Origin of the sequence: Pseudomonas sp. WS 5079 (assembly GCF_012985465.1) — a bacterium.
Taxonomy (GTDB): domain Bacteria; phylum Pseudomonadota; class Gammaproteobacteria; order Pseudomonadales; family Pseudomonadaceae; genus Aquipseudomonas.
In genome coordinates this window covers 908,981-930,349 of record NZ_JAAQWN010000001.1, presented here as the reverse complement: position 1 = coordinate 930,349, position 21,369 = coordinate 908,981, and the positions used below count along the sequence as shown (strand labels likewise).

Below are 21,369 nucleotides of genomic sequence, written 5' to 3'. Positions count from 1 at the left end.
TACAGCTGAGTTCACCGTCGGTACAGCGTGGGCGGTTACTTGGGATACAGCGGCGGCAAGCTGGTGCTGTCGGCCACCGGGGCCTGTTCGCGTTCGGCCATGGGAATGGCCTTGACTGCCCGCCACAACTCTTCGCCCTGCCAATATTGGCCGCTTTCGCTGTAGAGCGCGCCGTTCAACCCATCCAGGGCATCGGACAGCGGCACAAACCGCGCCGCCATCTCTGCCAGGGTTTCCGGTTGCTGGCGTGCCCAGGCGTCCAGCGCCTGGCGCGTGGCCTGAGGGTCGTTGGCTTGGCTCGCACGCCGCAGGTCGTCGAGCAAGGTGCGGGGGCTGGGCCCGGTCTGGGCGGCGCGTTGGATCGCCGGGCGGGAGCGGGCGCGCCACCACAGGCCGAAGCCGAGCAGGGTGGTGCAGGCGAGGAACAGGCTGGTGAGCTGCCAGATCCACAGGCGGCCATCGTCCGGTGCGGTGATCACGGTGGGGGTGGCCGGGGTGTCGACCACCAGGCTCGGGTTGACCGCCACCTGCAGGGTGCGGGCCGGCAGGCTGGTGCGCTCCAGGTGGTCTTCGTGGGTGTTCCACCACACCACTTCCACGGCGGGCAATTCCAGGGCGCCGGCGCGGTTGGGTACCAGGGCTTCGCGGTCTTCACGGCTGCCGATCACCCCGCGCTCGCTGTTCTGGTTGCTCAGCACCGGCTGGTCGGGGTAGCGCCGCAGGCCGGCGATTTCGGTGCTGGGCAGCGCGGGCAACTGGGCGCTGGCCAGGCCTTCGGCCTTGAGGGTAAGGATGCGGGTCAGGGAGTCGCCGACTTGCACGTTTGTAGGTTCCGGGTTCCAGCTTTCGCCCAGGCTCAGGCTGCGCGCCGGCAGCCAGGGGGCGTCCGCTGGATAGAGCGCAGGCTTGGGCTTGACCGCCAGGGGGATCTCGGTGGAATTGACATGCAACAGCTTGCCGGGCCTGGGCGCCTGGGGCGCGGTGCCCTGGGCCGGGCGTGGTTCGACCATGGTGGCGCTGAACATTTGCGCGGGGATCAGCAGTTGCCCGCTGTGCTGCGGGTAGATCCCGTAGCGCATTTCGATCACGCCATGGCGCACGCCGTTGATGACTTTTTCATAGGTGCGCGAATCACCCACTGGCTCGACGCGCGCGTCAGACAACTGCAAGGGCGTAAGGACGCTGTCGTCATACAGCGCCACCGAATGGTAGATACGCACGGTCAGCAGGGCCTGGGCCTGCACATATACGCTGTCCTCATCGAGGCTGGCTTCGATGAATACTGGTTCGAGCTGGTTGTCGCTGTCCTGGCCGAGGGTTTCGTCCACTTGCAGGCTGATCGGCTGGGTCTTGAATTCGCCCAGTTGCAGCGCTGGGATCACCACAGTGCCGGTGGTCTTGGGCTGCAAGGTGATGATCCAGCGGGTGGTGGCGTGGTTGCTGCCGTCGAGGGTGGTGAGCTGGTTGATCTGGCGGGTGCCGCGTACGTCGAACAGCGGGTCGAGGGGCGACAGGTCCGGCTTGCCGAACTGGGTAACGTCATCGGACTCGATTGTCAGCTCCACCGTTTCCCCGGAATTGACGCGGCTGCGGTCGATACTGGCGGCCAGGTCGGCCGCCTGGGCGTGACCGGCCCACAGCGCTAGCGATAAGACAAATGGGGTGCAGCGGCTCATCGAGTCTTGTCCTGATGTTGTTGCTGTTCGTACCAGAATTTGCGTCGCAACAACTCTCCGGGGTTGTCCGGGATCTGTCGCAGCCATTGTTCCAGGGCCTGGCGGTGCTCCTCGTCGAGGTTGGCATCGGCCGGGCGCAAGGGGGGCGTGGTGGTCTGTTCGTCGCCCAGTTCGCTGCCGGGTACTTCGTTGTTGCCCGCGGTGGGCGGGGTGCCGGTTTGTGTCTCGCCGGTGCCCGCCTGGCCTGCGCCCTGGGGCGATTGCTCGCCGCCGTTGGTTTGCTGGCTGTTGTCGCCTGGTTGCGCAGTTTGGCCGGGTTGGGGGGATTCGTCATCCTCGTTTTTTTCGGGGGCTGGCGGCTCGGGCTCCGGTTCTTCAAGGAGCAGGCGTTCCACCAGGGCTTTGTTTTTCAGGGCCGGCTGCAGGTCGGGCTGGGCTTCCAGGGCCTGTTCATAGGCGTCTATCGCGGCTTCCAGCTCGCCGGCGCGGGCCAGGGCATTGCCTCGATTGTAGTGGGAGTAGGCGTCACTGCCCTCGGCAAAGCGCCGGGCCGCCTCGGCGTAGTTGCCCGCTTCATACAGGGCCACACCTTGCCATTGTGGGTTCTCAAAGTGTTCGGCGGCTTCGGCCGGGCGTTTGTGCTTGAGCAGGTACTGGCCTTGTTGGTCGGGGCGCAGCCACAGGTCATCAAAGCTGAACGCATAGCTTGGTTGCGGCGCCGCCAGCAGTAGCAGCGGCAGGCAGAACAGCCAGCCACGGCGCCCGGCGCAGGCGGCGAGCAGCAGCAGGGGCAGCAAAAACCAGTAACCCTGGTCGGCCCAGGTATCCAGTTGCAGGCGCTGGCCGTCGTCGCGCAGGTTTTGCGGGCCGTCCAGCAGGCCCAGGCTGCGCAGGTCTTTGTCGTCCAGGCGGGCCTGACGATAGCGGCCGCCCATTTCACTGGCGAAGGCCTTGAGCGTCGGGCTGTCCAGGCGCGGGATGAGGATCGCGCCTTGTTCGTCCTTGAGGAACTCGCCGCTTTCCTGAGTCACCGGCGTGCCTTCACGGCTGCCAATGCCCAGGATCGACAGGCTCGGTGCCTGCCCTTGCAGCAGCAGGCGAATGCCCTGGCGCTCCTGCTTGGACAGCGACGAGCCAATCAACAACAGGCGACCCTGGCCCAGGCCGCCGTGCTTGAGCAGGCCCAGGGCTTTTTCCACCGCGAGGTCAGCGCGATGGCCGGCCTCGGGCATGATCGACGGGCGCAGGGCTTCCAGAAGGTTGCGGCTGGTGGCCAGGTCGTCGGACAGCGGCACCAGTGTGTGGGCGCTACCGGCATACACGACGATGGCGGTCTGCGCGTCACTGCGCGCCTGCAGCAGGTCCACCAGCTTGCGCCGTGCCTGCTCCAGGCGGTTGGGCGGGCTGTCGGTGGCGAGCATCTCGGGGGTCAGTTCCAGCAACACCACCAGCGGGTCGGCGGGTTTCTGGCTGATCTGCTCGACCCGTTGCCAGCCTGGGCCGAGCAAGGCCAGCAGGGCCAGCAGCCAGGCCAGGCCCAGCAGCAGCCACGGCGATTTGCTCTCCCGGCCATTGCCGCCACTGAGCAGGGCCGCGTGGAAGGCCGGCGGCAGGATCATCTGCCAGCGCCCAGCGCGTTTTTGCCGATGCCACAGTTGCCACAGCAACCAGCCGAGCACGGGCAGTAGCAACAACCACCAGGGACGGAACCAGTGCGGCCATAAAGCGATCATCGACGCCTCCGCAAACGCAGGCGTTGAAGGCGTTGGCGCCATTGTGGGTGCTGTTGCAGGAAATGGCCCTTGGTCGAGAGTTTATTGAGCAGCCGTTGCAAGGCGTTATCCGGCCAGCGTTCCTGGATCACCAACAGCAGGCTGAGAAACAGCGCCAGCGCCAGGGGCCCGCTATACAACGCCTGGGCCGGGCGGGCCTGGGTCGGCTGTTGCGCCACCGGCTCCAACTGGTCGAGGGTTTGCTTGATCGCTTGCAGCTCGGCACCGTCATGGGCGCGGAAATATTGCCCGCCGGTCGCCGCGGCGATGGCCTTGAGCGCCGGCTCGTCCAGATCCAGGCTGGGATTGAGGCCGAGCATGCCCAGGGTCCCGGTCTGTTCGGGGTTGGCGCCAATGCCGATGGGGTAGATCTTCACGCCTTCTTCGGCGGCCAGGCGGGCGGCGATCAGTGGGTCGATTTCGCCGCCGTTGTTGGCGCCGTCGGTGACCAGGATCAACACCCGGCTTTGTGCCGGGCGTTGCCGCAGGCGCTTGAGGGCCAGGCCGATGGCGTCGCCAATCGCGGTATTTTTTCCGGCAATGCCGATGCGCGCCTCGTCCAGCCAGGTGCGCACGGTACGCCGGTCGAAGGTCAGCGGCGCTTGCAGGTAGGCCTGGCTGCCAAACAGGATCAGGCCCACGCGATCGCCTTCGCGGCTTTCGAGAAAGTCCCCCAGCAGGTGCTTGACCAGGCTCAGGCGGCTGACGTCTTCGTCCTGCCATTGCATATCGGGGAAGTCCATGGAGCCCGACACATCCACCGCCACCAGCAGGTCGCGGCCGCTGGCGGCAATCGGCAGCGGCTCGCCGAGCCATTCCGGGCGGGCGGCGGCGGTCAGCAACAACAGCCATAGCACCACGAACGGCGCTTGTTGGCGCCAACCCGGCAGATTGATGCGCGCACGGCGCCGGGCCAGGCCTTCGAGGTCGCCGAGGAAACTGACCTTCAACGCCGGCTCGCCGCTGTCGGCCACTGGCAGGATCAGGCGCATCACCCACGGCAAGGGCAACAGGGCAAAGACCCACGGCCAGGCGAACTCAAACATGTTTGCGAATCCAGGTGTCGACCGCTTGCGTGAGGCCGGCGATGGCCTTGTCGTCGAGTTTGCATTCGGGTTTGTAGGCGCCTTCCACCAGGACCATCCAGCGCGTCAGGCCGGCCGCCGGGCAGCGGTTGTCAAGAAAGGCCAGCCATTTGCGCCCGTTGAGGGTGTGGCTCTGGCTGTAGGGGTAGTCGTTGCGGCACAGGCGTTTGAGCAGGCCATTGAGCTGCTGCAGCCAGGCGCCGGCCGGTGCGCCATCGTAGGGTTTGGGCATCAGCGCCAGCTCCGCGAGGGCGGCGATGCGCAGAGGGTCCAGCGGTTGCTCGGCCCGGGCCAGCGGGCGTTTGCCGGGCAGAAAGCGCCGCAGCCACCACACGCCCCAGCCCGCCAGGGGGATCAGCACCAGTAACAGCCACCAGCCCGGCGCCGGCGGCCAGAAACCAATGGCCGGCGGGGCGATCAGCGGTTGCAACGAGTCCAGGCTGCTCATGGCTTTTTCACCGGGCGCTGTGGGTTGAGGTATTCACGTAGCTGCTCGACCATTTCGCTCTGGGTACTCAATGGCATCAGCAGCACCCGCAGCTTCTGCGCGAGCAGTTCCCAACGGGCGATGCGGGCTTCGGCCTGGGCCTTGTAGGCCTGGCGCAGCTCGAAGTTCAAGGTGTCGATTTCCAGTTGTGCGCCGCGCTCGGCAAAACGCAGCAGGCCGGCGGCGGGGAGGGCGTGGTCCAGCGGGTCTGAGACCGGCAGCAGCAGCAGGTCGCAATGGCGCGACAGCAGGCTCAGTTGCTGCTCGGCGCCTTCGGTGAGGGCGCGTTCATCGCAGATCACGATAACCAGGCTGCCGGGGCGTAGTACCTCGCGGCCACGGCGCAGGGCCATGCCCAGGGCATCGGCTTCGGGGCGGCTCTCGGTGTTCAGGCTCTGGTTGACTCGCACCAGGCGGTTGAGCAGTTGCAGCAGGCTTTGTTTGCTGCGCCGGGGCTTGATCTCGTAGTGCTCGTTATCCCCGAACACCAGGCCGCCGACCCGGTCGTTGTGCCCCAGCGCGGCCCAGCCGATCAGGCTCGCGGCCTGGGCGGCGAGGACCGACTTGAACATCAGCCCGGAGCCGAAAAACAGCCGGCAGCTTTGCTCGACCATGATAAAGATCGGCCGCTCCCGCTCTTCATGGAACAGCTTGGTGTGCGGCTCCTGGGTGCGGGCGGTGACGCGCCAGTCGATGGTGCGCACATCGTCGCCGGCCTGGTACACCCGCACCTGGTCGAAGTCGACGCCGCGCCCGCGCAATTTGGAATGGTGCAGGCCGATCAGCGGGCTGCGTTGGCTCGGCGTGGAAAACAGTTGCACCTCCCGCACGCGATGCCGCATCTCGATCAATTCGCTGAGGGAAACACGGATTCCATCGCCGGCGTTCATGGGGATCAAGCGACGGCAACGACGTCGAGAATGCGTTGCACCACGCGGTCCTGGTCGATGCCGGCCGCTTCGGCTTCAAAGGACAGGATGATGCGGTGGCGCAGCACGTCGAACAGCACCGCCTGGATATCTTCCGGGCTGACAAAGTCGCGCCCGGCCAGCCAGGCGTGGGCGCGGGCGCAGCGGTCGAGGGCGATCGAGCCCCGGGGGCTGGCGCCGTAGGCTATCCACTCGGCCATTTCCGGGTCGAACTTGGCTGGCGTGCGCGTGGCCATGACCAGTTGCACCAGGTATTCTTCCACGGCATCGGCCATGTACAGGCCGAGGATTTCCTTGCGCGCGGCAAAGATCGCCTGCTGGCTGACCCGCCGCTCGGGCTTGGTCTCGCCGTTGAGCGCTTCGCCACGGGCCTGTTGCAGGATGCGCCGCTCCACGGCGGCATCGGGGAAGCCGATCTTGACGTGCATCAGGAAGCGGTCGAGCTGGGCTTCGGGCAGGGGATAGGTGCCTTCCTGCTCGATGGGGTTTTGCGTGGCCATCACCAAGAACAGCGGCGACAGCTCGTAGGTACTGCGCCCGACACTGACCTGGCGCTCGGCCATGGCTTCGAGCAGCGCCGACTGCACCTTGGCCGGGGCGCGGTTGATTTCGTCCGCCAGCACCAGGTTGTGGAAGATCGGCCCTTGCTGGAACACGAAGCTGCCGGTTTCCGGGCGATAGATCTCGGTGCCGGTGATATCGGCGGGCAACAGGTCGGGGGTGAACTGGATACGATGGAACTGTGCTTCGATCCCTTCGGCAAGCTCCTTGATGGCCTTGGTCTTGGCCAGGCCGGGAGCGCCTTCTACCAGCATATGGCCGTCGGCGAGCAGGGCAATGAGCAAGCGCTCAATGAGTTTTTCCTGGCCGAGAATCTGCGTAGAAAGAAAGGTTCGCAGCGCGAGCAGCGCTTCACGATGTTCCATCGATGACGGTTCCTGGAAAGATGAGCCTGGGGATTGTGAAAAACGCCAAGGCCTGGGGCGCTTACTTTAATGCATTGGAGGGGCTGGCGACTAACGAACCGGGGGGTATTTTTTGCGGCTTGCAGCAAAGGCCTGAGGTTTTTGGCGTTGATGAGGGCCCCATCGCGGGCAAGCCCGGCTCCCACAGGTGGGAGCGGGCTTGTCAGGTCGCCCCATCGCTGCGATGGCGATTTAGCAGCCGCCAGTCAAAGCGTGCGGATGTAGGTGCCAGTGCCCTTGAGAATGTTCTGCAAGGTTTCTTCTACCTCGGCCATGTCCGACTCGGCGGTGGCGTGGTTGATCAGCAGGTGATCATTGCCGCCCAGCGCATCCTTATCTGCCGCACCGATCTCCACCAGCAGGGTGGTCGCGCTCAAGGTGATCTTCAAGCCATCCAGGGTCGAAGGCTCGTAGTCCCAGGTCAGCTCCACCTCGTCCTCATCCGGATAACGGGACAGCATGAACATCTCGCCCTGGGTGCCGTGGCAGCACAGCATGGCCATGTTGTCTTCTTCGTCATCGCAAGGGGTGGCGAGCAGGTGGGCGGTGGTCAGTTGCATGTGGAGTCCTGTGTGGAAAGGCGGCGACAAGGCCGGCAGGCTGTAATTCTGCCATTACCTCGGGCTTTGTGTCGGCTTTTGTGTCAAACGGGCATCAGGGAATGAAGGCCCAGGCGCTGATTGTGCTGCTGATCGGTTTAAAGGCATTGCCCAGGCCACTGGTAAACAGCGGTACAAAGGTTTTCGCCGTGCCTTCGCTGATGAGCTTGTCTGCCTCGGGGCGCTTATTGATATAGCTGTCAATGCCAACGCCGAGCTCTGCTGCACCCACTGAGACGCTCGCTACTGTCAGTGCAGCGCCCAGCGGTGGGAAAGCGATACCTAGCGGAGCTAAAAGCAGCAGCCCATATTTGGCCCAATTCAAATACTTGAAGGCCGTCTTTGCCGTGACGTCGCGATTCAGTACGAATTGAAAGCGAGTGGCGTTTTTCAGGTCTTGCTCGGTGCGTTGCTGCAGTTCCTCAAACGGGTTCCCTTGGACTACCTGGCCATCGAATAGGCCGCCCTCGTCAAAGTACCCGAGCTTTTCTTGCGTAGCGACAGGAAGGTCACTGTTAAGCACATTACGGGTGTTGTCTATGAGCGCATCAATGCCTTTGGACAGGAATTCATCGGGACGGTCCTGGGGGCGGAAGTACAGTTTGAAACTGTCGACTTGTTGCGGGTCCTTCAATTGTTCGGCCAGCCACTTATTCATGTGTTTCTTGGAGTCGAAGCCTTTCAACATGGACCCATGGCCAGGCAGGTACAACAAGACCCGTCCTGTGGACTTATCCAAAGTGTAAAAGGCGCGCATGTTAAAACCTTTGAACGTGAGGAATTTGGTTTGCAGATTTGGATCAGCCTTGTAGGGCTGTATCAGGTCATTGTGACTAAGGGACAGGTAACTTTGGTCGGCCGGTAGTCCTGCGGCACCCATGGCGATCTGTCGATCGTTTTCGCTCAGGGACCTGTGCGACGCCTGCAAGAAGGCGCCTCTGGAGGCTTGGGCATAGGCATGGCGGGAATTGCTGTTCCAGTAACTGTTCAGATACTGGTCATAGGGGGATTTATAACTGTTATCCCAAACCATCTGTTTGAAGTCGGTGGCGCTGATATCGACTCTATTGCTTGCATCATAGAGATGGGCAGTCGCTTGCGACGGCTCAGTGTAAATACCTTGAAAGTGGCTGGTGAACCCCGATTCATTTGGGCGCGCGAACCTGCCAAAGCCGTCAGGGTCGTGGGTATGTGTTGAGCTTTGTCTTATTTCAAAGGGCCCGTCTTCTTTTGAACGTAGCGCCCCGTGGAACTCAGGTTCGTCCTGCTGGTTGAGCCTTGCTGCCTGGGTCAGTGATATTTTTTGAACAATGACCCCGCTATATGGTGGGGCGTTAGTGCGGTGATCATATTGAATGCTCACTAAGTAAGTTTTATCGGGGTCAATATCTTTACCGAACGTTTGCTTGATCTGGCGCCTGACGTGGAGCGAAGTGACTTCGTCCGGTGTCTTGGGGTAGGTGTAGTCGGTGATGAGTTGTTGCACGGCCTTATTGGTGGCTACGGGCGCTTTGAAACAGGCCGCCGTAAGGTCTTGCCCTGCAGTGACTGCACTACCCGGACGTGATGGTGCAGGGGGCTGCATGCAAGGGGGCTGGTGCCCTGGCAGCGGGGTGCGGAGGGCGGGGGAATATACGTTCAATAGCGCCTCGTTGAGTGGTCATAGAGCCTTTGTCGAAGGAAATACCTGCTCAAACTAAGTGACTCAATATTGAAATACGGTTCCTGCGCGGAGTTAGGAATTAGATTTTACGGATGTATGAAGTTTTACCGGGCGGCAGGTTGATCATGCCTGCGTGGCGGCTGCGCTTTTAATGCTCAACCTACACCTGAGCGGTAGGAAGGGTTGCTCTTGGTGCAACCGCGCAATGCCGTGTGTTGACCGAATATGTCGCAGTGCAGCAAGCAGCCAGCTTGCCGCACTCGTTAAGCTGCGCAACGGATGTGCCTTTTGCGTGACTCTGACCTGCCCGCCGTACCGTCATGCGCAGGGGGTACTTCCAGTGGACGTCGAATGTGACCTCATTGACTTGTCCAGCTTCACCCACCTGTCACCCTGATTCGTTTATGGTGTTTATCATCATCACCTGCGAACAGAAATGACGGTCTCCCCACCAGGGGATAACACGCGACGCTTCCATCAATAACAAGCCCAAGCGGAGTACCACAGATGGCGTTCTTCACCGCAGCCAGCAAAGCCGACTTCCAGCATCAACTGCAAGCGGCACTGGCGCAGCACATCAGTGAACAGGCACTGCCACAAGTGGCGCTGTTCGCTGAACAATTCTTCGGCATTATTTCCCTGGACGAGCTGACCCAGCGTCGCATGTCCGACCTGGCCGGTTGCACCCTGTCTGCCTGGCGCCTGCTTGAGCGCTTTGATCACACCCAGCCGCAAGTGCGAGTGTACAACCCCGATTACGAACGCCACGGCTGGCAGTCGACCCACACGGCGGTCGAGGTCTTGCACCACGACCTGCCGTTCCTCGTCGACTCGGTGCGCACCGAACTGAACCGCCGCGGCTACAGCATCCATACCCTGCAAACCACGGTACTGAGCGTGCGCCGTGGCAAGAAGGGCGAGTTACTGGAAATCCTGCCCAAGGGCACCCAGGGCGAAGACGTCCTGCAAGAATCGCTGATGTACCTGGAGATCGACCGCTGCGCCAATGCCGCCGAGCTGAATGTCCTGAGCACGGAACTTGAGCAGGTGTTGGGCGAGGTGCGCGTGGCCGTGGCTGATTTCGAGCCGATGAAGGCCAAGGTCCAGGAACTGCTGGCCGGTATCGACAACAGCCAGTTCGCCATCGAAGGCGAAGAAAAGGCCGAGATCAAGAGCTTCCTGGAATGGCTGGTGGGCAACCACTTCACCTTCCTGGGCTACGAAGAGTTTGTGGTGCATGACGAGCAGGACGGCGGTCATCTGGAATATGACGCCACTTCCTTCCTCGGCCTGACCAAACTGCTGCGCGCCGGCCTCACCGCTGAAGACCTGCGCATCGAAGATTACGCCGTGGCCTATCTGCGCGAGCCGACTGTATTGTCGTTCGCCAAGGCTGCGCACCCAAGCCGTGTGCACCGTCCGGCTTACCCGGACTACGTGTCGATCCGCCAGATCGATGCCGATGGCAAGGTCATCAAGGAATGCCGCTTCATGGGCCTCTACACCTCCTCGGTGTACGGCGAAAGCGTGCGGGTGATTCCTTATATCCGCCGCAAGGTCGCGGAAATCGAGCGCCGCTCGGGCTTCCAGGCCAAGGCGCACCTGGGCAAGGAACTGGCCCAGGTGGTTGAAGTACTGCCTCGCGACGACCTGTTCCAGACCCCGGTGGACGAGCTGTTCAGCACCGTGATGTCGATCGTGCAGATCCAGGAACGCAACAAGATCCGCGTGTTCCTGCGCAAAGACCCGTACGGTCGTTTCTGCTACTGCCTGGCCTACGTGCCGCGTGATATCTACTCCACCGAAGTGCGCCAGAAGATCCAGCAAGTGCTTATGGATCGCCTCAAGGCCTCGGATTGCGAGTTCTGGACCTTCTTCTCCGAGTCCGTGCTGGCCCGTGTCCAGCTGATTTTGCGGGTTGACCCGAAGAACCGCCTGGATATCGACCCTCTGCTTTTGGAAAAAGAAGTGGTGCAGGCCTGCCGCAGCTGGCAGGACGACTACGCGAGCCTGGTGGTCGAGAGCTTCGGCGAAGCCCACGGCACCAACGTGCTGGCGGACTTCCCCAAAGGCTTCCCTGCAGGCTACCGCGAGCGTTTCGCCGCGCATTCAGCCGTGGTCGACATGCAGCATCTGTTGAACCTGACGGAAGCCAAGCCACTGGTGATGAGCTTCTACCAGCCTTTGGGCCACGTGACCGGCCAGCAGGAATTGCACTGCAAGCTGTATCACGCCGATACCCCACTGGCGCTGTCCGACGTGTTGCCGATCCTTGAAAACCTCGGCCTGCGTGTGCTCGGTGAGTTCCCGTACCGCCTGCGTCACGCCAATGGCCGCGAGTTCTGGATCCACGACTTTGCGTTCACCGCCGCCGAAGGCCTGAACCTCGATATCCAGCAGCTCAACGACACCCTGCAGGACGCGTTCGTGCATATCGTCAACGGCGACGCCGAGAACGATGCGTTCAACCGCCTGGTACTGACCGCCGGCCTGCCATGGCGTGACGTTGCACTGCTGCGTGCCTACGCCCGTTACCTGAAGCAGATCCGCCTGGGCTTCGACCTGGGTTATATCGCCAGCACCCTGAACAACCACACCGACATCGCCCGCGAGTTGACCCGGTTGTTCAAGACCCGCTTCTACCTGGCGCGCAAGCTCACCGCCGACGACCTGGAAGACAAGCAGCAACGCCTGGAGCAAGCGATCCTCACTGCCCTGGACGACGTGCAGGTGCTCAACGAGGACCGGATCCTGCGACGCTACCTGGACCTGATCAAGGCCACCCTGCGCACCAACTTCTACCAGACTGATGCCAACGGCCAGAACAAGTCGTACTTCAGCTTCAAGTTCAACCCCCACGCCATTCCCGAGCTGCCCAAGCCTGTGCCGAAGTTCGAGATCTTCGTCTACTCGCCGCGCGTCGAAGGCGTGCACCTGCGCTTTGGCAACGTCGCTCGCGGCGGCCTGCGCTGGTCCGACCGTGAAGAAGACTTCCGTACCGAAGTGCTGGGTCTGGTCAAAGCCCAGCAGGTGAAGAACTCGGTGATCGTGCCGGTCGGCGCCAAGGGCGGCTTCCTGCCGCGTCGCCTGCCATTGGGCGGCAGCCGCGACGAGATCGCGGCCGAGGGCATCGCCTGCTATCGCATCTTCATTTCCGGCCTGTTGGACATTACCGACAACCTGAAAGACGGCGCCCTGGTGCCTCCGTTGAACGTGGTGCGCCACGACAACGATGACCCGTACCTGGTAGTGGCGGCCGACAAAGGCACCGCGACCTTCTCCGACATCGCCAACGGTATCGCCATCGACTACGGCTTCTGGCTGGGGGATGCGTTTGCCTCCGGTGGCTCGGCCGGTTATGACCACAAGAAAATGGGCATCACCGCCAAGGGCGCGTGGGTCGGGGTGCAGCGTCACTTCCGTGAGCGCGGCATCAACGTGCAGCAAGACAGCATCACGGTGGTCGGCGTTGGCGACATGGCCGGTGACGTGTTCGGTAACGGCTTGCTCATGTCCGACAAGCTGCAATTGGTCGCCGCCTTCAACCACCTGCATATCTTCATCGATCCAAACCCGAACCCGGCCACCAGCTTCATCGAGCGCCAGCGCATGTTCGAGCTGCCGCGTTCGGCCTGGTCGGACTACGACACCAGCATCATGTCCGAAGGCGGCGGTATCTTCTCGCGTAGCGCCAAAAGCATTGCCATCTCGCCACAGATGAAAGAACGCTTCGACATCCAGGCCGACAAGCTGACCCCGACCGAGCTGCTGAACGCCTTGCTCAAGGCACCGGTGGACCTGTTGTGGAACGGCGGTATCGGCACCTACGTCAAAGCCAGCACCGAAAGCCACGCCGATGTGGGCGACAAGGCCAACGACGCGCTGCGCGTCAACGGCAACGAGCTGCGCTGCAAGGTAGTGGGTGAGGGCGGTAACCTGGGCATGACCCAGCTGGGTCGTGTGGAATTCGGCCTCAATGGCGGCGGTTCCAACACCGACTTTATCGACAACGCCGGTGGTGTGGACTGCTCCGACCACGAAGTGAACATCAAGATCCTGCTCAACGAAGTGGTGCAGGCGGGCGACATGACCGACAAGCAACGCAACCAGTTGCTGGCGAGCATGACCGACGAAGTCGGCAGCCTGGTGTTGGGCAACAACTACAAGCAGACCCAGGCCCTGTCCCTGGCCGCTCGCAAAGCCTACGAGCGTGCGGCGGAGTACAAGCGCCTGATGAGCGACCTGGAGGGCCGTGGCAAGCTGGACCGCGCCATCGAGTACCTGCCGACCGAGGAGCAGCTCGTCGAGCGCGCCGCGACTGGCAAGGGCCTGACGCGCCCGGAACTGTCGGTGCTGATTTCCTACAGCAAGATCGACCTCAAGGAAGCGCTGCTCAAGTCCCTGGTGCCGGATGACGACTACCTGACCCGCGACATGGAGACCGCGTTCCCACCGAGCCTGGTGGCCAAGTTCTCCGAGGCCATGCGTCGCCACCGCCTCAAGCGCGAGATCGTCAGCACCCAGATCGCCAACGACCTGGTCAACCACATGGGCATCACCTTCGTGCAACGCCTCAAAGAGTCGACCGGCATGAGCCCGGCGAACGTGGCGGGCGCCTATGTGATCGTGCGTGACATCTTCCACCTCCCGCATTGGTTCCGGCAGATCGAAGCCCTGGATCACCAGGTCTCCGCCGAGGTGCAACTGGCGCTGATGGACGAGCTGATGCGCCTGGGCCGTCGGGCTACCCGCTGGTTCCTGCGCAGCCGTCGCAACGAGCAGGACGCCGCGCGCGATGTGGCGCACTTCGGTCCGCACCTGGCAGCGTTGGGCCTCAAGCTCGACGAACTGCTGGAAGGCCCGACCCGCGAAGGCTGGCAGAACCGTTACCAGGCCTATGTCGAAGCCGGTGTACCGGAGCTGTTGGCGCGCATGGTTGCTGGCACCACGCACCTGTACACCTTGCTGCCGATCATCGAAGCCGCTGACGTTACCGGCCAGAGCGCTGCCGATGTGGCCAAGGCCTACTTCGCCGTGGGCAGCGCCCTGGACTTGCCGTGGTACCTGCAGCAGATCAGCGATCTGCCGGTGGGCAACAACTGGCAGGCCCAGGCCCGCGAAGCCTTCCGCGATGACGTGGACTGGCAGCAACGGGCGATCACCATCAAGGTTCTGCAAATGGCCGATGCGCCAGAAGACATGGAAGCCCGCGTGGCCCTGTGGCTGGAGCAGAACGCGAGCATGGTCGAGCGCTGGCGCGCGATGATGGTGGAAATCCGTGCTGCGGTCGGTACGGACTACGCCATGTACGCGGTGGCCAATCGGGAACTGTTGGACCTGGCAATGAGTGGTCAAGCGGTGCTGTAATCGGCTGCTGGAGCGTTAAAGCAAAGCCCCGTCTCGCGAGAGACGGGGCTTTTTTGTGGGTTCGGCACAAGGTGGGGCGTATGCAAAATTTGCTGCCCCGACCGCCCCCTGTGGGAGCTGGCTTGCCCGCGATAGCGGCAGTCCAGTCACTGTTGCTGGCGGCTGACCCACCGCCATCGCAGGCAAGCCAGCTTCCACATTTGAATCTCTATGGGCTTACGCGAGTTTTGCTTGCAGATGATCCAGATGGTGGGTCATCAAGCATGCTGCCGTACCCGCATCCCGTCGCTCCACCGCTTCGACAATCTCTGCCTGCTCAAGCCAGGCGCCGGTGAACGCCCCTTGCCGGGCAATGACCAGCGAGGTCAACGGCACCAGGCTGTTGAGAAACTGCGCCAATGGCCGGTTGCCCGCAATGGCCGCCAGCAACAGGTGAAACTCGCCGTACAGGCGGATGGCCGGGCCTTGCTGGCCCTGCTCGACGCACGCCCGCTGGCGGGCCACCAGTTCGCGCAGGCGCCGCACCTGCCCAGGGCTGGCCTGTACGCACGCCAACTGGACCACGGTCACTTCCATCAAGCGCCGCGCCTCAAGCATATGTTGCACCTGCTCGGCATCCGGCGCCGCCACCTGGGCGCGCAGGTTGGGGCGCAGGATGATCACTTGCTGCTCGGCCAGGCGCGCGAGGACCCGGCGCAGCACGCTGCGGCTGACGCCAAATTGCTGGGCCAGGCCTTCTTCGGTAAAGCGGCTGGTGGGCACGATACGTTGTTCGAGGATGGCATCGAACAGTCGTGGGTAGAGGTCATCCACCGATGGCCGTTTACCGGGCACCAGGCGCATGGCGGGTGGGGCGGTGACAGCAAAAGTGCGTTGCAGGGCGTGAGCGCTCATGGCCAGCCTCCAGAGTCAGTTGCCGAGATGGTCGTCGGGAATATTCAGGGCGGTGCCCATGCGCTGGCCCTCGTTGAGGATATGGCGGCGCATTTCGGCGCTGGCCAGGGCGCTGTTCTTGTTGCGGATTGCGCGCACCACGGCTTCGTTTTCCTGCAGGCGCTCGGCCAGGTGTTCGGGGGAATTGCGCAACACCTGAGCGCTTTGCTTGAGGGCGTTGCTGGTCTGCTGCACCACGTTCTGGAAAATCGGGTTGGAGGTCAGGGCGAACAGTTCTTCATGGAAGGCAATGTAGGCGTTCATCCCGGCTTCACTGTCGTTGGCTTCCAGGGCTTCGCGCATGTCCATCAGGGTCAGGCGCAGTTGGCCGATTTCCTTGCTGGTGATGGACTGGGCCACCAGGCCGACGATAAACGGCTCCAGGGTGTAGCGCAGTTGCAGGATATCGGCGAGGCTGGCGTCGGCCACGGCATCATGGGCGTGTGGCTCGCTGACGCTGGTTTCCAGCACGACCACGCCTTTGCCGGGCATCGAGCGCACCAGGCCGAGGGTTTCCAGGACGATCACCGCTTCACGCAGGCTGGGGCGGCTGATACCCAGTTGTTCGGCCAGTTCGCGCTGGCCGGGGAGCATTTCGCCACGCCGCCATTGGCCCCGTGCCAGGGCGGCGCGCAGTTTTTCTACGACTGAATTGACGACGGTTGAGGTGCTGATCACGCCGGGCTCCTTATGTTGCAAACACAAACGGTAAAAATGGCGACGATTAACGGTGGGAGCGGGCTTGCTCGCGATAGCAGTGGATCAGTCAGCACATGTAGGGGCTGACACACCGCTATCGCGAGCAAGCCCGCTCCCACATTCGATCTGCGCTAGAACTCCTGGTGCGCCGGCAGTACCGGCTTCTTGGCCTGGAACGCATACCCTTGCTGCCCCTCCAGTACCTTGTTGGCCCGTTGCAGATCAATGTCCTTTTCCCAGCGGGCAATGGCCACGGTCGCGACGCAGTTGCCGATCAGGTTGGTCAGCGCACGACCAATCCCCATGAACCAATCCACCGCCAACACCAGCACCAGGCCCACCACCGGGATGGCAGGAATAGCCGTCAGGGTGGCCGCCAGAATCACCAGGGCCGAGCCCGGTATGCCGTGGGCGCCCTTGGAGGTGATCAGCGACACCAGCAGGATGGTCAGCAGGTCGGTCATCGACAACGGTGTCCCGGTGGCATTGGCGATAAACACAATGGCCAGGGTCAGGTAGATCGAGAAACCATCGAGGTTGAACGAGTAACCAGTGGGGATCACCAGGCCGACGGTGGAACTGCCAATGCCCAGGTGTTCCAGTTTACGCATGATCTGTGGCAACACCGCGTCGGACGACGCGGTGCCCATCACGATCAGCAACTCTTCGCGAAGGTATTTGAGCAGCGGCAGCATACGCAGGCCCGACAGACGCATCACCGCGCCCAGGATCAGCGCGACAAAGGCCATGCAGGTCAGGTAGAACAGGCCCACCAGGCTGCCCAGGTGCTGCAGCGAATCCAGGCCATAGGTGCTGGTGGTAAAGGCGATGGCGCCGAAAACCCCGATGGGCGCCAGGCGCACGATCATGCCCATGATCCGGAAGATCACATGGCTCAGTTCGTTGATCAGCCGTGAGATGCCCGAAGCCGCTTCGCCCACCAGGTTCAGCGCACTGCCAAACAGCACCGAGAACAACAGCACCTGCAACACGTTGTTGTCGGCGAAGGCCCCGATCACGGAGTTGGGGATCAGGTCCATCAAGAACTGGCTGGTGCCCTTGATATGCTGGCCGCGATCCGCCAATTCATTGAGGCCTGCGGAAGACAGCTGTTCAAGGTGGATATTGGCGCCGCTGCCAATCCCCGTGCTGAAGGCCAGGACCAGGCCGAGCACCAGGGCGATGGTGGTGAGGATCTCAAAATAGATCACCGACTTGAGGCCGATGCGCCCGACTTTTTTCAGGTCGCCCGCGCCGGAAATACCGCTGACCACCACGCAGAACACGATCAGGCCGATCAGCATCTTGATCAGCTTGATAAAGCCGTCACCCAGGGGTTTGAGTTGTGAGGAGAATTCGGGAAGGACCAAGCCGCACGCGATGCCGAGCATCAGGCCTATGACGACTTGCAGGAAAATCGAACGCGAGCACCATCTGAGCATGGGAGGGATCTCTATTCGGTGCCCTGGTGGGTCCAGGGCTTAATTTTTGTGGTCTTACCGGTAAGTCCAGTGCGCGGCCAGTCTACGCTCGGTTTTTTGCAAACTACAAGGGGATGACGGGGTGTTTGTGTACTCCGGTCTTACCAGTTGCTCGGTAACCGTGATGCTTGAGCGGTTGGCGGCCTGGAAAATTTTTCGCTTATCATCCCGGGCTTGGCCGCTGAGGTGATGTATGGATAAGCCGGGACTGACAACCGATGAAGCGGGACTGACCCGCTGTACATGGCGTACGGCCGCCGCCGAATACCCCGAATACCACGATCATGAATGGGGGGTGCCGGTGGCCGAGGATAGGGCGCTGTACGAGAAGATCTGCCTGGAAGGCTTCCAGGCCGGCCTGGCGTGGATCACCATCCTGCGCAAGCGCGAGCATTTTCGGCGGGCCTTCGCCGGTTTTGATTTTCGCCGGGTGGTGCAGTACACCGAGGAGGATGTCCAGCGCCTGATGGCTGATCCTTGCATCGTGCGCAATCGCGCAAAGATCGTCTCGACCATCAACAATGCGCGCCGGGCGTGCGAGCTGGTGGATGAGCACGGCTCGCTGGCGGCGTGGCTGTGGGCGTTTGAACCGACGGCGGCCGAGCGCCCGACGGTGGTGGACATGGCCTATTGGACGGGCAACCCGACGTCGCCGGCTTCGGTACGTTTGTCCAAGGCCTTGAAGAAACGCGGCTGGACGTTCGTCGGGCCGACGACGATGTATGCGTTTATGCAGGCAATGGGCATGGTCAACGATCACTTGGAGGGCTGCGCCTGTCGGCAACCGATCGAAGACCTGCGGCGTCAGTTCAAGCGTCCCTGAATGGTAGGAGCTGGCAAGTCTCCTACCGTTCAGTTTTGCGGTGGCAGGGGCGTCAGCACCTCGGCCTTGTCATCCAGCACCATCACCACCAGCAGCCTGGCCGGCTGGGTCTGGCTGGCATTGCTTGATTCGAAGTGGCGCGAACCGGCGGGTTCGTAGAACGATTGCCCGGCCTTGTAGGTAATGGCCTGTTCATCATTGACGCGCGAGGTGATTTGCCCCTCAAGTACGTAGGCCACTGCCGTGCCAGTATGGCTATGGGGCACGGTGGCCTGGCCCGGCGCGTAATCCACGGTGAGCATGAGGGTTTTCTTGCCGGGTACGTTGCTCAAGGCGTGCTCTTGCAGGACCTTGATCGATTCCTGGTTGTACACCGGCTCGTGGGCAAAGGCGCTAAGCGAAGCCAGCAGAAGGGTGGTGCCGAGCAGTGTTTTCATGGTGCGGGGTTCCCATCGTTTCAGATCCCCTCACCCTACGCCCGGGCGCGCGGCGTACCTATAACCAATCTGCTGGAAAACCCCTCAGCCAATCTGCTGCAGGATATCGCGCACCTTGTCCAGGGACGGGTCGATGTCCAGGGTCTCGATGGCGCCAAAACCGATGATCAGGCCGCTACGCACCGGCGCCTGATGGAAAAACACATCCAGCGGATACAGCCCGACTTCCACCTGCCGCGCCAGTTCGATCAGCAGGGGGATGTTGATCGGCACTTTGCACAGTGCCGCCAGGTGGAAGCCGGCCACGCTGGGCACGGCCTCGAACCAGGGTGACAGGTCGCCGGCCAGGCGGCTGAGAATGCGTTCGCGGCGGCTACTGTAGACGGTGTGACAACGCCGGATGTGCTTGAGCAGGTAGCCTTCGCTGATGAACTTGGCCAGGGCCCATTGCGGCAGGGTCGAGCTGTGCTGGTCGCTCAGTTGCTTGGCCTTGAGCACCGCGCCGCGAATGGCCGGGGGCAGCACCGTATAGCCCAGGCGCAGCTCCGGCAGCAGGGTTTTGGAGAAGGTCCCGACGTAGGCGACGATGCCCCGTGTATCCATACTCTGCAGGGCGTCGGTGGGGCGGCCTTCGTAGCGGAACTCACTGTCGTAGTCGTCCTCGATGACAATCGCGCCCAGGGCCAGCGCCCGCGCCAGCAGCGCTTCGCGGCGTGGCTGGCTCATGGGGATGCCCAATGGAAACTGGTGGGACGGGGTGACGTAGATCAGCCGGGTGCCCTCGGGAATCAACTCGACCTGGATCCCCTGCGCGTCCAGCGGCACGCCGGCCACGGTGGCACCCATGGCTTCGAACAGCAGGCGCGCCGGGGTGTAGCCGGGGTCTTCCATGGCGACAATGCTGCCCGGTTCGAGGACCACGCGGGCGATCAGGTCCAGTGCCTGCTGGGCACCGTTGCACACCACAATGTCGTCATCCCGGCAGTTGACCCCTCGGGAAAACGCGATGTGCCCGGCAATCGCATTGCGCAAGGCCGGCAAGCCCTCGGGCTGGCCGTAGAAACCACTGTTCTGGGCGATGCGCCGCAAGGCGTCCTGGGTGCAGCGCCGCCATTCGTCCTGGGGGAACAGGCTGCGGGTGGTGGCACCGCCGATGAACTCGCAGCGCAACGTGCTCTCGCGCGTCGGGTGGCGCATGGGCGAGGGCAGGGCTTGCCACTTGGCGAGGTTGGCGGCGCAGGCCAGGTCGGCCGCACTTTGCAGGCCCTTCGGCCGCAGCGCATGGGCGCTGACGAAGGTGCCACGGCCGATCTTGCCGATCAGCAGGCCTTCGTAGGTCAGGGTGGTGTAGGTGTCGGACACGGTCTTGCGCGAGATCCCCAACTGCTCGGCCAGCAAGCGGCTGGGGGGCAACTGCGCGCCAGCGGCCAGGCGTCCTGACTCAATGGCGTCGCGCAGTTGCTGGTAAAGCTGTTCGGCCAGGTCCTTGCGGCCCTGGATGACGACGTGCAGTTCCATGTTTCATTCCGAGGCGGTCAATCCTGCCAAGGTTACTCGTATGTACCGGCCACGCCGATCAAAAATGTGGGAGCGGGCTTGCTCGCGAAGACGTCGGCCCAGCAAACATTGATGTTGACTGACCCACTGCTTTCGCGAGCAAGCCCGCTCCCACACAAGCGTGGCTCAGGAGAGGAAGCCACCGTCCACATTCAGCGAAACGCCGGTGGTGTAGGTTGACGCATCGCTGGCCAGGTACAGCACCGCGCCGGCCATTTCGCTGGGGTCGGCTACGCGCTTTAGGGGGATCTGGGCCAGGGCCATGTTCAGGATCGATTCGTTTTTCACCAGCGCCGAGGCGAACTTGGTATCGGTCAGGCCTGGCAGCAGGGCGTTGCAGCGGATGCCGAACGGCGCGCATTCCTTGGCAAACACCTTGGTCATATTGATCACGGCGGCCTTGGTCACCGAGTAGATGCCCTGGAAGTGCCCTGGGGAGATGCCGTTGATCGAGGCCACGTTGATGATGCTGCCGCCGCCGTTCTCGCGCATCAGCTTGCCGGCTTCCACCGACATGAAGAAGTAGCCACGGATGTTCACGTCGACGGTTTTCTGGAACGCGCCGAGGTCCGTGTCCAGCACGTTGCAGAACTGCGGGTTGGTCGCGGCGTTGTTGACCAGGATGTCCAGGCGCCCGAACTGCTGGCGAATGCCGGCAAACACCTCGCTGATCTGCTCCATCTCGCCGATATGGCAGGCGATGGCCGTGGCCTTGCCGCCGGCGGCGATGATCGCATCGGCCACATGCTGGCAGCCGTCGATCTTGCGGCTCGAGACAATCACGTGGGCGCCTTGCTGGGCCAGCAGCTTGGCAATGGCTTCACCGATGCCACGGCTGGCGCCGGAGACAAAAGCGATCTTGCCGTCGAGGTCGAACAGGTTGGTCTTGGACATGG

16 protein-coding genes are annotated in these 21,369 nt (G+C 62.7%); 2 read left to right on the top strand and 14 right to left on the bottom strand.

The window, feature by feature from the left end:
* Window positions 1–35: 35 nt before the first annotated feature.
* From HBO05_RS03980 to HBO05_RS03945, 8 genes are all read right to left on the bottom strand, one after another.
* Window positions 36–1,676, bottom strand: a complete 1,641-nt coding sequence (locus tag HBO05_RS03980; RefSeq protein ID WP_172311750.1) for a BatD family protein — start codon at window positions 1,674–1,676, stop codon at window positions 36–38.
* Entirely contained in the window at window positions 1,673–3,409 is a 1,737-nt protein-coding gene (locus HBO05_RS03975; RefSeq protein ID WP_169955763.1) for a tetratricopeptide repeat protein, read from the bottom strand. The genes HBO05_RS03980 and HBO05_RS03975 overlap by 4 nt, the downstream gene beginning before the upstream one ends.
* The gene (locus HBO05_RS03970) at window positions 3,406–4,494 is read right to left on the bottom strand and encodes a VWA domain-containing protein (protein ID WP_172311748.1); all 1,089 of its coding nucleotides are present in this window, start codon (window positions 4,492–4,494) and stop codon (window positions 3,406–3,408) included. Before HBO05_RS03970 ends, HBO05_RS03975 begins: the two co-directional genes overlap by 4 nt.
* A complete protein-coding gene (locus tag HBO05_RS03965; protein ID WP_169955761.1) occupies window positions 4,487–4,981 on the bottom strand; it encodes a DUF4381 domain-containing protein in 495 nt (164 codons plus the stop codon). The genes HBO05_RS03970 and HBO05_RS03965 overlap by 8 nt, the downstream gene beginning before the upstream one ends.
* Entirely contained in the window at window positions 4,978–5,910 is a 933-nt protein-coding gene (locus HBO05_RS03960; protein WP_169955760.1) for a DUF58 domain-containing protein, read from the bottom strand. Before HBO05_RS03960 ends, HBO05_RS03965 begins: the two co-directional genes overlap by 4 nt.
* A gap of 5 nt (window positions 5,911–5,915) precedes the next feature.
* The gene (locus HBO05_RS03955) at window positions 5,916–6,875 is read right to left on the bottom strand and encodes a MoxR family ATPase (protein WP_003218556.1); all 960 of its coding nucleotides are present in this window, start codon (window positions 6,873–6,875) and stop codon (window positions 5,916–5,918) included.
* Window positions 6,876–7,120: 245 nt separating this feature from the next.
* Window positions 7,121–7,474 carry a hypothetical protein gene (locus HBO05_RS03950; protein WP_170057114.1) on the bottom strand — a complete coding sequence of 118 codons (354 nt, stop codon included), beginning with the start codon at window positions 7,472–7,474 and terminating at the stop codon, window positions 7,121–7,123.
* A gap of 94 nt (window positions 7,475–7,568) precedes the next feature.
* The gene (locus tag HBO05_RS03945; RefSeq protein ID WP_172311746.1) at window positions 7,569–8,999 is read right to left on the bottom strand and encodes a DUF6543 domain-containing protein; all 1,431 of its coding nucleotides are present in this window, start codon (window positions 8,997–8,999) and stop codon (window positions 7,569–7,571) included.
* 684 nt (window positions 9,000–9,683) lie between these two features.
* On the opposite strand from HBO05_RS03945, the gene HBO05_RS03940 reads away from it, so the two are divergent.
* Entirely contained in the window at window positions 9,684–14,543 is a 4,860-nt protein-coding gene (locus HBO05_RS03940; protein WP_170041071.1) for an NAD-glutamate dehydrogenase, read from the top strand.
* A gap of 216 nt (window positions 14,544–14,759) precedes the next feature.
* Here HBO05_RS03940 and HBO05_RS03935 read toward each other — a convergent pair whose 3' ends face one another.
* From HBO05_RS03935 to HBO05_RS03925, 3 genes are all read right to left on the bottom strand, one after another.
* Window positions 14,760–15,437: a GntR family transcriptional regulator gene (locus HBO05_RS03935; RefSeq protein WP_172311744.1), complete on the bottom strand. Its 678-nt coding sequence runs from the start codon at window positions 15,435–15,437 to the stop codon at window positions 14,760–14,762.
* Between the two features lie 15 nt (window positions 15,438–15,452).
* A complete protein-coding gene (locus HBO05_RS03930; RefSeq protein ID WP_172311742.1) occupies window positions 15,453–16,154 on the bottom strand; it encodes a FadR/GntR family transcriptional regulator in 702 nt (233 codons plus the stop codon).
* Between the two features lie 152 nt (window positions 16,155–16,306).
* Complete coding sequence (locus tag HBO05_RS03925) at window positions 16,307–17,632, bottom strand: C4-dicarboxylate transporter DctA (RefSeq protein ID WP_172311865.1); 1,326 nt, start codon at window positions 17,630–17,632, stop codon at window positions 16,307–16,309.
* 217 nt (window positions 17,633–17,849) lie between these two features.
* On the opposite strand from HBO05_RS03925, the gene HBO05_RS03920 reads away from it, so the two are divergent.
* Window positions 17,850–18,479, top strand: a complete 630-nt coding sequence (locus HBO05_RS03920; protein WP_172311740.1) for a DNA-3-methyladenine glycosylase I — start codon at window positions 17,850–17,852, stop codon at window positions 18,477–18,479.
* 29 nt (window positions 18,480–18,508) lie between these two features.
* Here the strand turns inward: HBO05_RS03920 and HBO05_RS03915 are convergent, their stop codons facing one another.
* The 3 genes from HBO05_RS03915 to HBO05_RS03905 form a co-directional block, all read right to left on the bottom strand.
* A complete protein-coding gene (locus HBO05_RS03915; protein ID WP_169955753.1) occupies window positions 18,509–18,916 on the bottom strand; it encodes a cupin domain-containing protein in 408 nt (135 codons plus the stop codon).
* Between the two features lie 84 nt (window positions 18,917–19,000).
* Window positions 19,001–20,434, bottom strand: coding sequence for a PLP-dependent aminotransferase family protein (locus HBO05_RS03910; RefSeq protein ID WP_169955752.1), 1,434 nt, complete (start codon window positions 20,432–20,434; stop codon window positions 19,001–19,003).
* Between the two features lie 165 nt (window positions 20,435–20,599).
* Window positions 20,600–21,367 carry an SDR family oxidoreductase gene (locus HBO05_RS03905; RefSeq protein WP_169955751.1) on the bottom strand — a complete coding sequence of 256 codons (768 nt, stop codon included), beginning with the start codon at window positions 21,365–21,367 and terminating at the stop codon, window positions 20,600–20,602.
* Window positions 21,368–21,369 lie beyond the last annotated feature (2 nt).

Coding starts and splice junctions, on each gene's coding strand:
- HBO05_RS03980 (WP_172311750.1), bottom strand. CDS start 1,676: ATGAGCCGCTGCACCCCATTTGTCTTATCGCTAGCGCTGTGGGCCGGT.
- HBO05_RS03975 (WP_169955763.1), bottom strand. CDS start 3,409: ATGATCGCTTTATGGCCGCACTGGTTCCGTCCCTGGTGGTTGTTGCTA.
- HBO05_RS03970 (WP_172311748.1), bottom strand. CDS start 4,494: ATGTTTGAGTTCGCCTGGCCGTGGGTCTTTGCCCTGTTGCCCTTGCCG.
- HBO05_RS03965 (WP_169955761.1), bottom strand. CDS start 4,981: ATGAGCAGCCTGGACTCGTTGCAACCGCTGATCGCCCCGCCGGCCATT.
- HBO05_RS03960 (WP_169955760.1), bottom strand. CDS start 5,910: ATGAACGCCGGCGATGGAATCCGTGTTTCCCTCAGCGAATTGATCGAG.
- HBO05_RS03955 (WP_003218556.1), bottom strand. CDS start 6,875: ATGGAACATCGTGAAGCGCTGCTCGCGCTGCGAACCTTTCTTTCTACG.
- HBO05_RS03950 (WP_170057114.1), bottom strand. CDS start 7,474: ATGCAACTGACCACCGCCCACCTGCTCGCCACCCCTTGCGATGACGAA.
- HBO05_RS03940 (WP_170041071.1), top strand. CDS start 9,684: ATGGCGTTCTTCACCGCAGCCAGCAAAGCCGACTTCCAGCATCAACTG.
- HBO05_RS03935 (WP_172311744.1), bottom strand. CDS start 15,437: ATGAGCGCTCACGCCCTGCAACGCACTTTTGCTGTCACCGCCCCACCC.
- HBO05_RS03920 (WP_172311740.1), top strand. CDS start 17,850: ATGGATAAGCCGGGACTGACAACCGATGAAGCGGGACTGACCCGCTGT.
- HBO05_RS03915 (WP_169955753.1), bottom strand. CDS start 18,916: ATGAAAACACTGCTCGGCACCACCCTTCTGCTGGCTTCGCTTAGCGCC.
- HBO05_RS03910 (WP_169955752.1), bottom strand. CDS start 20,434: ATGGAACTGCACGTCGTCATCCAGGGCCGCAAGGACCTGGCCGAACAG.
- HBO05_RS03905 (WP_169955751.1), bottom strand. CDS start 21,367: ATGTCCAAGACCAACCTGTTCGACCTCGACGGCAAGATCGCTTTTGTC.